Below are 13,923 nucleotides of genomic sequence, written 5' to 3' on the forward strand. Positions count from 1 at the left end.
CAACTAATATGCCAAATATCTTTCTCTACACCACACAAGATAAAAAAATAAAAGTAGAGCTATATGATCTTGGGGAGAGTGTATTTTTAGCCCAAGATTCTATGGCAAAACTTTTTGACACCTCAAAATCTAGTATAAGCGAACATATCACAAATATCCTAAAAGATGGGGAATTGCAGGCAAATTCAGTTATTCGGGAAATCCGAACAACTGCTAGTGATGGTAAATCATACAAAGTGAAATTTTATGCCTTAGAGATGATTTTGGCTGTGGGCTTTCGTGTCCGTAGTAAAAGGGGAGTGCAGTTTAGAATCTGGGCAAATGAGCATTTAAAAACCTATTTACAAAAGGGCTTTTTAATAGATAGCGATAGACTTAAGAATCCAAATGGCAGAAGCGATTACTTTGATGAGCTGTTAGAGCAGATTAGGGATATAAGGGCGAGTGAAAAAAGGTTTTATCAAAAAGTGCGAGAGCTTTTTGCTTTGAGTGTAGATTATGATTCTAGCGATAAGGCAACGCAAATGTTTTTCGCACAAACGCAAAACAAGCTTTTATACGCTATCACGCACAAAACTGCCGCAGAGCTGATTTGTGAGAGAGCAAACGCAAAAAAGCTGAATATGGGGCTTACAAGCTGGAAAGGTAGCGTTGTGCGTAAGGGCGATGTGATTGTGGCGAAAAATTATCTAAAAAAAGAGGAGCTAGATAGTTTAAATCGTTTGGTTAATGTGTTTTTAGAATCCGCAGAACTTAGAGTGAAAGATAAGCAAACTTTGACTATGGACTTTTGGAGGCAAAATGTGGATTCTTTGCTCACCTTTCAAGGAATGCAAATTTTAAAAGATAATGGCAGTATCTCTAACACACAAATGGAGCAAACCGCTTATAAACAATATGAGCTATTTGCCACACAGCGCAAAAAGGAAGCGTTGCTAAAGGCAGAACAAGAAGATGAAGAGATATTAGAATCTACCTATAAAACACTTAACGCGAGAGCAGGAAAATGACCAAAAAACAATCACTGATTTTAAAAGACATTACAGACAAAAAGCTTCAATCTTTCAGCGAGCTTTTTGAAAGCCTTGATTTAGTAAGCTTTAATGGCAGTATTAGTCTGCAAGAATATCAAGTAGCGGCATTGCAAAAGGCATTATGTAGTTTAAAACTATATAGAGATGATACAAAAGAGCTATGCTATGAATATAAACAGGCTTTTAAATACAACGCTATAAAGCTAGATTCTAAAAAAGGCTTAGATATAAAAGAGTTTTGCAATATGGCAAGCTTTTGGATGGCGACAGGCAGTGGCAAAAGTATTGTGATGATAAAGCTTATAAGCCTTATGCAAAGACTTATGAAAAATGGCGAGATAGAATCTAAGCCCATAATGCTACTTGTGCCAAATGATAAGATTTTAGATCAGTTTAAAACGCATATACAAAGCTTTAATGCGTATCAGCCGATACAAATCACTTGTAAAGAGATAAAAGCTTATGATAATCAAAGTTTGCTAGGCTTTGAAAATGTCGTGTTTCTTGGCAGAAGTGATTTGCTAGATATAAAGGAAAATGTCGGTAAAGATTCTAAGGCTAAGAGACTAAATTATGATGATTTAATGCGTGAAAAAGGCTGGTATATCTTGCTTGATGAAGCACATAAGGGCGATAGCAAAGATTCTATAAGAAAAAGCTATATAAGAGACTTAGCAAAAGGGCGAGAGAGGCAGGAGTATCCACACGGATTTATCTTTAACTTTTCTGCGACTTTTGATAATGATATAGAGCTTTTTACTTGTGCTTTTAACTACAATTTAGAGAAGTTTAATAATGATGGCTATGGGAAAAATATCGTGGTGCTAGATAGCAATCTCAAAGCCTTTAAAGATTCTAAAGTGGATTCTAGCGATGAAAAGCTAGAGCGAATACTAGAGAGTTTTATCCTTTTTGTGGGGATAAAGCAGGAATTAAAAAGCTTAAAAGCAAGGTTTGAAAACTTGCATTATCATAATCCTTTAATCATCGCTGTGGCGGATAAAGTCAATACCAAAGATGCGGGGATTAAGCTGTATTTTGAAGCGATTATGAAAATCTTACAAGATTCTAAAGATATAAGCGAGATTGCAAAAAACTTAGCAAAAAAGCTAGAATCTAGCAATATATATTTCGCTGAAAAAGAGATGAATAAAGACTTTTTAGAGCGACTTGCAAAAGTGGATTCTAAAGACTTAAGAGAGCAAATCTTTTATGCTAAAGAGACTTCAAGCCTAGAGTGCTGCAAGATTAAGGGGAATAATAAAGAGCTTGCCTTTAAAAGTAAAAATGCGACAAAGCCCTTTTTGCTTTTAAATATCGGTAGCATTAAAGAGTGGGAGAAAAGCTATCTTGATGGGCTAGGCATTGAGAGTGGGGAGGATATGGCAAAGGGGTATTTTGAAGAGCTAAATCACAAAGAATCGCCCATACAAATTATGATGGGTAGCAAGGTGTTTAGCGAGGGGTGGGATAGTAATCGTGTGAATTTCATTAACTTTATCAATATCGGTAGCAAAAAGGCAAAAAAATATGTCTTGCAAACCATAGGGCGAGGGGTAAGAATTGAGCCTTTTAAAGATGTCCGCAAACGACTAAAAGCAAGTAATACACTAGAGTATAACACAAAGGATTCTTTAGGTGATGGGAGTTTGGGCATTGAGAGTGTATTTATTATGGCGACAGAAAATGAAGCGATTGAGTGGATTTTAAAGGGGCTTGAGGGCTTTAGATTCCAAAGTAAGCTTACAGGCTTTAAGAGAAATAAAACGCTAGAGCCACTGCTTGTGCCAAGCTATAAAAACTCTCATAAAAGCAATGAAACCTTTGTTATCTCACATTATGACTTTGAGAGATTAAGCAAATATATAGAATCTTATGATGAAGATATTTTGCTTGTATCAAGCGGGATAAATAGAGTGGATTTAGGCTTTAGCACTTTACAAAAGATACAGCAAAAAATGCGTGATGAAGCAAGTGTAAGCTTAGAGATAAAGGGCAATATGCCAAAACTTAAAGCACAAAATGCCCTGCATAGTATGGATAGATTTTTCCACACACCTTTGCTGGAGTTAGAAAAGTTTGTGCCTTGTGAAGATAGCATTACGCATTTTAAAGATTTTATGCTAAGTGGTGATGGGCTTAGTGAGATGATTATAAAAGAGATGAATAAAGCAGTGAAAGAACTAGCACAGACAAAACAAGCTAAAAGCATAGATGCGCTTAAAAAAGAGTTTGAAAAAGGCAAAATCTCACTAGATGAATACACCGAGCAAATCCAAGCTAAACCAACACAAAGAGTAGAAAAACATAGCTATGTTATCACAGCAGAGCTAGCAAAGCATTATTACAGCCCTATGGTTTTAGAATCATATAAAGATTCTACAATCCATATTAACTATGCCATTAGTGAAAGAAGTGAGATAGAATTTTTAGAGGATTTGCAAAAATATTTACAAGATTCTAAGAACGCATTTAAAGATTATGAGTGGTGCTTTAGCAAGATTGTAGAAACAAAGGATTCTATCTTTATCCCCTATTTTGATACGCAAAGCCAAGAGCAAAGGAAGTTTTACCCCGATTTTATCTTTTGGTTAAAGCATAAGCAAAGTGGGGATTATAAAATCATTTTTGTAGATCCTAAGGGCTTAAGCTTTGAAGCAAATGCAAGGGATAAATTGCAAGGCTTTAAAGAATTATTTTGTGATAAAAAGCTAGATTTTCAAGGCTTAGATTTAGAAGTAGCTTTGTATTTTTACAATAAAGAATCTAGTGTGCCAAAAGATTTTAGCGGCTATGTTGCCGCACGGATTTGTGAGCTATTTTTTAAACGGAGCAATAAGGATTTTTGAAAGCAAGTTGTTTTAGTTTAGAGAGCTTTTTAAAAATGCGTTTAAAGTAGTGTTTATAGAAACTTGTAAGTTTTTTGTGCTACAATCCACGCCTTAATGCTAGGGGGCATAAGGGGGTGTATGAGTAAAAATCTCGCGTGGTTTTTTCTCATCGGCGGTATTTGTGAGATATTTTGGGTCAGTGGGCTGAAATATGCGGATACTCTAGGACTGCAGGCTCTCACAGGGCTAGGCATTAGGCTTTTTTGTATGTTGCTAGCGATCATCGGCTGCTTTGTGTTTAGCTTTACTTGCTTATCCATAGCTATGCGAGAGATTTCTACGGGCGTGGGGTATGTGATATGGGCAGGTATAGGGGCAGCTGGGGTGTGATCGTGGGGCGGTATTTTTTAAAGAGGGTGGATCGTGGCTAAAGCTTGCGCGCGTGTGATCATTGTCTCTAGTGTGGGGCTTAAGACTATTGGCTAAGGATTTAGGGCTAGATCTATGCGGTGTGCAAATCCTGCTAAAGCCACTAGCTCTAGGGAGTGTGTCTGTGCGTAGCGCATTTGCTCTAGTTCTCCCCCTTCTACTCTGTGCCGAGCCCTTTAGCCCCAAGCAAACCCTAGCGCAAACACCGCGAGACACTCCGATCCGCGTGCTGACACAAGATAGCCGCTCTCTATGTTACTCCCCTACATTTTCGGGTGGCACAAGCTATATCGCCCTCTCAAGCTGCCAAGGCGCATTACAAGCGCGCTATGATGTATTTAGCCGCCTAGCTTACTACATTAACGACACTTGGCTGTGTATCACTGCGCCAGATTCTGTGGTAGAGAGAAGGCGCGATAAAGACTATGTGCATTTATCGCCTTGCGCTATCAATCTCCCAAGCCAGCAATGGCAGCTAAAAGACAACCGCTTCTACTCTCTTGATGGCATTTATAGCATACAAGATGATGGGGGCTATTTGTATGCAGCACATATCTTTGCAGGAGGGCTCTACACCCACAAGCTTGAAAGCTCTATGCAAAAATGGGCAAGCACCATAGCCACCCCAGCAAATCTCACTATCCAAAGCGCGATTTCTTGGAGCTTGAGCTACGCACAAGGGCAGGAGCGGTATTTCCTAGCCAACAACCAATCGCAGAAAAACACCGCATTTCTCTACTACAATCTTTTAAGCGGGCATATCGCAAGCTATGATGAGAGCAGCGGGCGGCTGTATTGTATGTACTCTAACGCCGGCAAGCAGTCGTGGGATTGGGTAGTGTGGGGGCTATGCACGGATGCAGCCCCACCTAAGGAAAATAGAGCTTTTTTCAAGCCTATTCCCATTGATGATAGGCATTTTGCCTTTTTGGATAAAGATGGCAATATTTTGCGACTTACGCGCTATGGAGTCCATTGGGGTGTGCCCTATGTCGCTAGCAAGGAGTATGCTAGCAGTGATGTGCAAAATAGCCCGACTTCTGCCTTTGAGCTAGATCACACGACACAAGAGTGGCTGCGCTTTATTAGCGCAAACATTGGGGAAAATCTCCACACCTGCCCAGCACCCGGGCATAAGCACAATCCTTTGCAATCATCAAAAAAGTCCCTACAAGTCGCCCTCTTGCCACCCCCGCCGCTGCTACGCCACCTGCTTACGACAATATTGCCAATGCGACAGGTAGAGCCTAAAGCCCCCGCCAAGCCTTTGCGCACGCCACCTTCTCCACCTTTGCAAGGCTCTCCAGCACTGCCAAGCTACTTTAGCCTAAATGAAGCGTGGATAGCGCGTTTGTGGCATATCAACATTAGCGCGGATTCTTCTAGGGCAAGTAGCGGTATATGCGGAACTTGTCTTTTGCAAGCCTATCAGGCAATCGCCGAGCTTTTAGAAGCGCACGCTCATCCGCGCGGTAGTGGGGGGTATTTTTTTGATACAGGAGCGGGGGTCAATCCTTTTGCCAGCTTTTATGCGAGAAACTCGCTTTTACACGATACTTTGCAAGATATTTTAGGCTACTACGATAGCCCTGCTAGCAATCATAGGGAGTTGTTTTATCGTGGGACAAGTAGGGCGTTGGCAAGTAGTATTTCTATGCTTCCGCAATATGAGTGGAGTGTGCTAGGGCAGAGTGTGGAGGAGAGTGGGATACACGCTTTGGCGCAGAGAGTTTTGGAGCGACCTGTGGGGAGTGTGTTTCTCTTTGCGATGGTGCGATTGAATGCTGGCAGGGGCATTGGGCACGCGGTTGCGGCATTAAGGCTTAGTGATGGCGTGGTGATTATCCCAGCAAATGCCCCCAATCTTAGCCTAGAATCCTTCCGTGCAAGAGTGCAGGCTGTGCAAACGCCAGCAGATATGATAGAGCGGATCACGCGCTTTGGCTCGCGGCATTTGGAGCTAATAGGGCTAGGTGTGCTAGAAATCACAAGATCTCATCGCAATCCTTTTGAATCGATAGTTTCACTACATAATTGCAGTGGAGAGGGCGAAGATAGGCGTGGCAATGCTCTGCTGCCCCTGCCAGAGCTATTAAATGAGTGCATTAGTGGGCGATGTGTATGGTAGTAGAATCTAGCTTGAGACCTACTTGCAAGCACGCGGGCAAAACACTATAATCGCGCTAGATTCTAGGCGGAGGTAGTATGAGTGCGCAGGAGCTAGGGAAGTTTGGATTCTCGCATTTGCTAGAGCTTGCGACTTTTGCGCCAAGTGGCTATGAGAGCACAATGCTTATAGACTCTCTCCATAATGGCGCGCAAGGTGCGCTAGAAGTGCAGATCCTAGCCTATAAAGGCTATGCCAAAGTGCTGCAAATCTCTGCCTACGCGCTTGCTTTCTCCCAGCCTATCACGCTGACATTTTTCCACCCAAAGCCCTATATCAAAAGGCTTTTCGCGCTAGATTCTGTGGTATTTGTGCAGGGAGTTTTGCGCGATGAGGGCGGTAGGCTTTCGATGATCCAGCCAAAGACTATCCGCGAGATCAATGCCATAATCCCAAAGTTTAAAACCACGCATAAAAACGCAGATATGATAAGCCTAACCCAAAGCCTAATCACCCAAGAAGCCCTGCAAGAGTGCGGGCTACCTAGTGATGTGGCAGACTCTCTTGTGCGCATTTTCCACCCGGATAAAGAGTTTTTCCGCATATTTTGTGCGCGCAAGGGTTTTGATGAGAAGACCCTTTACGCGCTTAAATTTTGCGAGATTTACTGCCATCTTTTGCGTTTAAGCACAAAGCGCACAGATTATGCTGCCAAATACCGCTGCACGGGCGATTATCAAAGCTGGGTAGAGAGCTTGCCTTTTACGCTCACTAATGCCCAGCAGCGCGTGTGCGCGCAAATCGCCAGCGATCTCGCTAGCCACAAAGCGGCAAAACGGCTTGTGATGGGCGATGTGGGCTGTGGGAAAACAATGGTGATTTTGGCTAGTGTGATGATGGCTTATCCCAAAAAGTCCTTGCTTATGGCGCCTACAAGCGTGCTAGCAAAGCAGCTCTATGAGCAAGCCTTGCTCTATCTGCCAAAATCGCTCAATATCACCTACATTAGCGCAGAATCTAAGCAGGACTTGCAAGGGCTTTTTGCCTCCCAAGTGGATTTTATCATCGGCACGCAAGCCTTGCTCTATCGCGAGATTAGCGGGGAAGAGATCGCGCTTGTGATGAGCGATGAGCAGCATAGGTTTGGGGTGAAGCAGCGACATTACCTAGAAAAGCTTGCGACCATAGATTCTACCTCAAAGCCTCATATTTTGCAGTTTTCCGCCACGCCAATCCCCCGCACAATGGCTATGCTAGAATCTAAAATGATTGATGTAAGCATTATTGATGAGCTGCCTTATCCTAAAGACATTACCACCACAATCATTTCTAAGCCCAGCTTCCCAGAGCTACTAGCCCACATTAGTGCAGAAGTGCAAGCCACGCATCAAGTAGCTATCATCTATCCGCTTGTAGAAGAGAGCCAAGTGAGCGAGTATCTCTCGCTAAAAGAGGGGGAGAGTTTTTGGCGCGCTAGATTCCCACAAGTATATAGCACTTCTGGGCAGGATAAAGAGAAAGAAAAAGTGCTAGAAGAGTTTGCGCAAAATGGCTCGATCTTGCTCGCTACCACGCTTATAGAAGTGGGGATCTCTCTGCCAAAGCTCTCTACCATTGTGATTATCGCCCCAGAGAAGCTAGGGCTAGCGACTTTGCACCAGCTAAGAGGTAGGGTGAGCCGCAATGGGCTTAAAGGCTACTGCTATCTCTATACGCATACGCCAGATTCTGCGCGATTAAGGGAGTTTGCAGCGCATTTGAGTGGATTTGACATAGCCCAAATTGACCTTAAATACCGCAAGGGTGGGGACTTGCTCGATGGCAAGCGACAAAGTGGAGCGCAGTGGGTATGGGCGGATTTAAGCGAAGATGAGGCGATATTTGATCGTGCTAATGCCCTACTAACCGATAAAAAATCGATACCCAAATAGCGCGCAGTAGTAGCCAAGCAGCGCGAAGCAATACGCTACAATGGTTGTAAAGACAAACAAATACGCCACAAACTTTATCCCCCCAGCTTCTCTACCAAAGGTAATGGTCGCCGCAAAGCAGGGGATATAAAACATCACAAAGACAATGAAAGCAATCGCCGTTGGGAAAGAAATGCTATCGCGCAAGTTTTGCTGCAAGGTGGTGGATTCTTCGCTGACATCATCGCCTAGTGCGTAGAGGACTCCAAGTGTAGAGACGACTACTTCCTTTGCCGCAAAGCCTGCTACAAGCGAGATAGAGAGCCGCCAGTCAAAATCTAGGGGCGCAAAGATTGGGCGCAGGGCTTCACCGATCCTGCCAGAGTAGGTTTGGCGCAAGAAGTTTTCATTGTATTCATTGTGCAAATACCATAGCTTCTCCTGCTGCTGCTCTTCACTTAATGCGCGAAACTGCCTAGAATCTACCAGCGCAGCGCGCTTGGCTTCATACTCTTTGGCAAGGGTTGGGGATTTTGGGTATTGGGAGGCAAACCAAATAAGCACCGATCCTAGGAAAATAAACCCCGCTGCCTTTTTCAAAAACATCACCACCTTGCTCCACACGCTAAACCACATTACACGCCAATTTGGCATTCTATACTTTGGCATTTCCATTACAAATGGCTCTTCATACCCTGCAAACACAGAGAGCTTGAGCAGCTTGGCAAGTAGCAGTGCGGCAATCGCGCCAAAGAGATAAATCCCAAAAAGCACAACCCCTGCATATTTGGGGTCAAAAAACGCCCCCACAAATAGCACATAAATAGGCAAGCGCGCGCTACAGCTCATAAATCCTATGACAAATAGCGTGATTAGGCGTTCGTTGCGATTTTTTAGCGTTCTAGTAGCCATATAGGCTGGCACAGAGCAGCCAAAGCCCGCTATAAGCGGGATAAAGCTCTTGCCGTGTAAGCCAAATTTATGGAAAAAGCCATCGAGCAAAAAGGCTATACGCGCCATATAGCCGCTAGATTCTAGGAGTGCGATCCCAAAATACAGCACAATAATGAGCGGCAAAAACGCCAGAATCGTCCCCACCCCGCCGATGACTCCATCACACAGCAAGGAAGCAAAGTCCTTTACCACAATATGCTCTCTAATCACTTCTGCTAGATTCTCAAACCCTAGCTCAATATAGTCTTTAAAAAACCCGCCCACATAAAAGGTCATTTCAAATAGCGCGAACATTAGCAGTAGAAAAATAGGAATCCCAAAGACCTTATGCAGCAAGAGCGAGTCCATATCTTTGGTTTTTTGTAAGATAGATTTTGGGTAGGTGATCGTCTCTTTGGCTGCGCCTTGGGCGTAGGCTATGGCATCGTGGTGGAAGATTCTAGCGATGTTTTTCTCCCCGCTTGCAAGCGATAGCTCTTGGCGCGCACTGCTTACACACTGCAAGATCTCGTGGTAGCAGGGCTTATCGTGCAAGTAGGCATAAAGTGCGCTATCTTGCTTGATGAGTAGGATTGCAAGCTGTCTTGCTGATAGGGGTGAGCTAGCGTGCGGGTAGGTCTGCAGCTCATAAAAGGACTGCTGGGTGATAAATAGCTCCACTTTGGCAATGGACTTTTCAATCTTGTCGTTATAAATGCGCTTTGGCGCGCACAGGGGCTTTTGTGCATAGGATATGAGCGTATCAAGCAAAAGGGATAGATTCTCGCCTGTGCTGGCAGAGATAGGCACGCAGGGCACACCTAGAATCTCACTTAGGAGCTCGTGGTTAATGCTAATTTGCTCATCTCGCGCTTCATCAATCATATTAAGCCCTAGCACCATCTTTACCCCAAGGTCCATAATCTGCCCACTTAGGGCGAGATTACGCGAAATATTGGTAGAATCTAGCACATTTAGCACGATGTCATACTGCCTAGATTCTAGGAAGTCTTTGGTGATTTTTTCCTCTGGGGAGTAGTGGTTGAGCGAGTAGGAGCCGGGGAGATCGATGATGGTGATACGCGTGTTTTGGTAGGTGAAGACTGCTTGCGTTTTTTCAATCGTTACGCCGCTAAAGTTGCCTACTTTTAGATGTGAGCCACTAAGGGCGTTGATCAATGAGCTTTTACCGACATTTGGCTGCCCAATGAGTGCTATGGTGAGTGCTGTGGGCGGTGATTTTGTAGCGTGAGGCATAGAATCTATCCTTACATAATTGCTTGATATTGCTCGATTTATTGATACTAATCTAAGATTGATTATTATAACTTATAAAGTGTAAATTGCTTGAGCGATAATCTCTCTAAAGATAATCTCTGTGGGTGCTGCTAGTTTAGGGCTATCTATCTTGCTTGATTTTAAGCTTCACGCATTACAATAACACCAGAATCCAAAGCCTTACAATCCAGCTATAAAGAGTCCAAAATGCTAGCATTACAAGCCTTGCAGCAGGCGCAAGATCGGCTTGCGCCAATCATTGAGTATATCCCGCTCTCTCTTGCTCCTAAGCTTTCTTCACGCTTTGGCGCGCATATTTATTTGAAAAAGGAAAATCTCCAGCGCACAGGGGCGTTCAAAATCCGCGGCGCGTTTAATAAAATCGCTTCTATGAGCGAAGATGAAAGGGCAAGGGGTGTGATCGCCGCTAGTGCGGGGAATCACGCGCAAGGCGTGGCTTACTCTGCTAGGCATTTCGCTATCCCTGCTGTAATTGTGATGCCAGAATCTACCCCCTTGCTCAAAGTCCAAGCCACTAGAGAGCTAGGCGCGGAAGTGGTGCTACAAGGGAATAACTATGATGAGTCGTATGCTAAAGCGTGTGAAATAGCGCAAGATAGGGGCTTAAGCTTTATCCACCCTTTTGCAGATGAAGCTGTTATGGCAGGGCAGGGGACTATCGCGCTTGAGATGATTGCTGAAAGGGAGCTAGATATTGTGCTTGTGCCTATTGGTGGGGGCGGGCTTATAGGCGGGATCGCTTCAGCTTATCATCACTTAAGCCCGCGCACCAAGATCATTGGCATAACAGCTAAGGGCGCGCCAGCTATGAGAGAGAGCTTTATCCATAAGCACATACGCAATGCAGAATCTGTGCGCACCATTGCTGATGGGATTGCTGTGCGCGATGTGAATGCGCTAAATTTCTCCTATGTGGAGTCATTGGTGAGCGATATTATCGAAGTTGATGATGAAGAGATTGCTTCAGCGATTTTGTATCTGCTAGAAAACCAAAAGCTTGTGGTAGAAGGAGCTGGGGCTGTGGGCGTAGCAGCTCTCTTGCATAACAAGATTGCTTTAAATGCGAATGATCGCGTGGGCGTGGTGCTAAGTGGAGGAAATATCGATGTAACAATGCTTAATTTGATTATCCAAAAAGGCTTAATTAAAACAATGCGCAAATTCCAATTTCAAGTGCTGCTTGTCGATAAGCCCGGAGCACTGCAAGCTTTGAGCAATATTTTTGTCCAAGCGGGGGCAAATATCGTGCAAATTGATTATGACAGGACTAGCACCAATCTCGCCTATGGCGATGCGTATGTGATTATTTCACTTGAGATTAAGGGGCAGGAGCATAAGCAGATGATTTGTGATCGCTTGCGTGCAAATGGCTATGATTTTACAGAGATTCTCTAAAGCGCAGGAGTTTTTCGCGCGCTCTATCTTGTTGGCGCGCTTGTGGCTACACAAGCGATCGCTTCCTAAAGGGCGCAAATATGATGTCGTAGATGTTGGGTTTTTGGGGATTTTGCTTGGGAGCGTTGTGCTCTTAGTGTGTATGGTGGGGGAGATTTCTATTAGCTACAAGGAGCTTATTAAGCTGCATAGTAGCGAGTCGTGGCTATTTGCGTGGCTAAGGGTGTGTTTAGAGATTTTTGGCAGCAATGATTATGCCCTGCGCTCTAGCTTGATTGCTGTGCATATCTGCAATATGTGGCTTATGTATATGATAGGTAGAATCTACTTGCGCAAAAAGCGCGATAGTCTCTTCCTAGTGCTGCTATACGCGCTTTTGCCCGGTGTGAATCTATCAGCCTTACTGCTCTATGAGAGCGGGTTTATCATTTTTGTTTTGCTGGTGATTTGCTTTATCCAGCTGCGATTTAAGAGAGTGCCTTATGTGCTTATCTGTTTGGCTGGTATGCTGGATTTAGTGTTTTGCGTGCTATTTATCGCGCTTGGAATCTATGCGATTTTACACAGGAAGAGCAAGGTGCTTGTGGTGGCACTTGTTGGGTTTGGGGGTAATATGTTTTTGCACTCTGGCTCTATTGCTGGCGTGCCTGAAGCCTACTCCCTTGATGTGTTGGGGGCATTTGCTATGCTTTTTTCCCCATTGTTATTTTTGTATTACATCTACACGCTATATGCGGCTATTGCTAGGCATAAAGACTACTCCCTAATGGTGCTAATAAGTGTAAGCGGGCTTATCTTTAGCTTGCTTTTATCTCTGCGCCAAGAAATTGACATCGCCAAATTTGCGCCTTTGTGTGTCGTGGGGCTGCCTGTTTTGGTGTATGGATTCTACAATGATATGCGCGTGCGCTTGAAGATATATCGCACGCGATTTAAGGTGCGTATGGGGCTAGTCTTTTTGGTGCTGTGTGTTGAGAGCTTTTGTCTCTTTGGTAATAAGCTTACCTATCTCTTTAGTGAGCAGGCAAATTTCGCGCGTAATTATTACATTGCAAAAGATGTGGCAAGTGCGCTAAAAAGCCGTGGCATAGAGAATCTAAAAGTGCAAAATAGTGTGCTTGCTTTACGGCTTGGATTCTATGGGATTTTGGCAGGCAATACGGCGTGTTTGTATGAAGAATCCACCCCCATAACCCAAAAGAGCGAGATGATAGAGATTGTGTATGTAGGTAGGGTTGTGGCTAGGTATAAGCTTGTGAGAAGCAATGCGTGCCGCATTTAGTGCGCTTGAGCTAGTTATTGCCATTGCGATTTTAGGCGTGTTTATAAGCTTTGCTATGCCAAGTAGTGCGCATACGCTACACCAAGCTGCGCAAATCACACTTGCTTATATCCGCTACACTCAGCACTTAGCCTTAAATGACTCGCTAGTGTTTCTCACCCCCAAGCAAACCACCTCCCTAACAAGCTTGCACCCTTCCATTGACCCACACAAGCTTTTAGATTCTAGTAAAAACTTCTGGCAAATCCAATTCCACCAAAGTGGAATCTACACGCTAAATAGTTTTAGCGTATTTTTTGACACGCCACGATTTTCGCCCACAACAGACAGAGATAATCAGCCCCAGCCCGGCGATCTCATCGCCATAAATGGGAAAAATAAACGCTGCCTATCAGGGTATAGCAATGTCAATATCTCCATAGAGTGCCGCAATAATAGCGAGATCCTCGTACGCTTGTATGAGAGCTTCGGGGTAGAATCTATCAGCTTAAGCACAGAGCCAGCTTGTCAAGAGCTATGGACATTTCGCGTGGGGTTTGACCGATTTGGCAAGCCCTTTTGTGCTAAAAATGCCAGAGCCCTGCAAGCCCCTATGCAAATCACACTTAAAAAAGGTGCGCATACAAAGCATATTTGTATCTTGCCCCATAGCGGCTATGCCTATATCGCGCCTAGGTGCTAGAGGAGTTTTGCTATAATGCAC

The 13,923-nt window shown here is 44.0% G+C and carries 9 protein-coding genes; 8 read left to right on the forward strand and 1 reads right to left on the reverse strand.

Annotated elements, in window-relative coordinates; translation table 11 throughout:
* Positions 1-8: 8 nt before the first annotated feature.
* From F4V45_RS05050 to recG, 5 genes are all read left to right on the forward strand, one after another.
* Complete coding sequence (locus F4V45_RS05050; protein ID WP_150337378.1) at positions 9-1,010, forward strand: virulence RhuM family protein; 1,002 nt, start codon at positions 9-11, stop codon at positions 1,008-1,010.
* A complete protein-coding gene (locus tag F4V45_RS05055; protein ID WP_150337336.1) occupies positions 1,007-3,883 on the forward strand; it encodes a DEAD/DEAH box helicase family protein in 2,877 nt (958 codons plus the stop codon). Before F4V45_RS05050 ends, F4V45_RS05055 begins: the two co-directional genes overlap by 4 nt.
* 120 nt (positions 3,884-4,003) lie before the next feature.
* Positions 4,004-4,255, forward strand: coding sequence for a DMT family transporter (locus F4V45_RS05060; RefSeq protein WP_170235180.1), 252 nt, complete (start codon positions 4,004-4,006; stop codon positions 4,253-4,255).
* Between the two features lie 88 nt (positions 4,256-4,343).
* Positions 4,344-6,422 (forward strand): DUF1561 family protein, encoded by a 2,079-nt coding sequence (locus tag F4V45_RS05065; RefSeq protein WP_170235181.1) that lies wholly within the window; start codon positions 4,344-4,346, stop codon positions 6,420-6,422.
* 77 nt (positions 6,423-6,499) lie between these two features.
* The gene (gene recG / locus F4V45_RS05070; RefSeq protein WP_150337339.1) at positions 6,500-8,332 is read left to right on the forward strand and encodes an ATP-dependent DNA helicase RecG; all 1,833 of its coding nucleotides are present in this window, start codon (positions 6,500-6,502) and stop codon (positions 8,330-8,332) included.
* Here the strand turns inward: recG and feoB are convergent.
* The gene (feoB, locus tag F4V45_RS05075) at positions 8,303-10,501 is read right to left on the reverse strand and encodes a ferrous iron transport protein B (protein WP_150337340.1); all 2,199 of its coding nucleotides are present in this window, start codon (positions 10,499-10,501) and stop codon (positions 8,303-8,305) included. The genes recG and feoB overlap by 30 nt on opposite strands.
* Positions 10,502-10,729: 228 nt before the next feature.
* Between feoB and ilvA the strand changes: the two genes are divergently transcribed.
* Genes ilvA through F4V45_RS05090 form a run of 3 tightly spaced genes read left to right on the forward strand, consistent with a single transcriptional unit; the run spans position 10,730 to position 13,902 of the window.
* A complete protein-coding gene (gene ilvA, locus F4V45_RS05080; RefSeq protein WP_023929936.1) occupies positions 10,730-11,938 on the forward strand; it encodes a threonine ammonia-lyase in 1,209 nt (402 codons plus the stop codon).
* Positions 11,892-13,220 (forward strand): hypothetical protein, encoded by a 1,329-nt coding sequence (locus F4V45_RS05085; protein WP_150337341.1) that lies wholly within the window; start codon positions 11,892-11,894, stop codon positions 13,218-13,220. The genes ilvA and F4V45_RS05085 overlap by 47 nt, the downstream gene beginning before the upstream one ends.
* A complete protein-coding gene (locus tag F4V45_RS05090; protein ID WP_150337342.1) occupies positions 13,204-13,902 on the forward strand; it encodes a pilus assembly FimT family protein in 699 nt (232 codons plus the stop codon). The genes F4V45_RS05085 and F4V45_RS05090 overlap by 17 nt, the downstream gene beginning before the upstream one ends.
* Positions 13,903-13,923 lie beyond the last annotated feature (21 nt).

Origin of the sequence: Helicobacter canis, assembly GCF_008693005.1 — a bacterium.
Classification (GTDB): domain Bacteria; phylum Campylobacterota; class Campylobacteria; order Campylobacterales; family Helicobacteraceae; genus Helicobacter_B; species Helicobacter_B canis.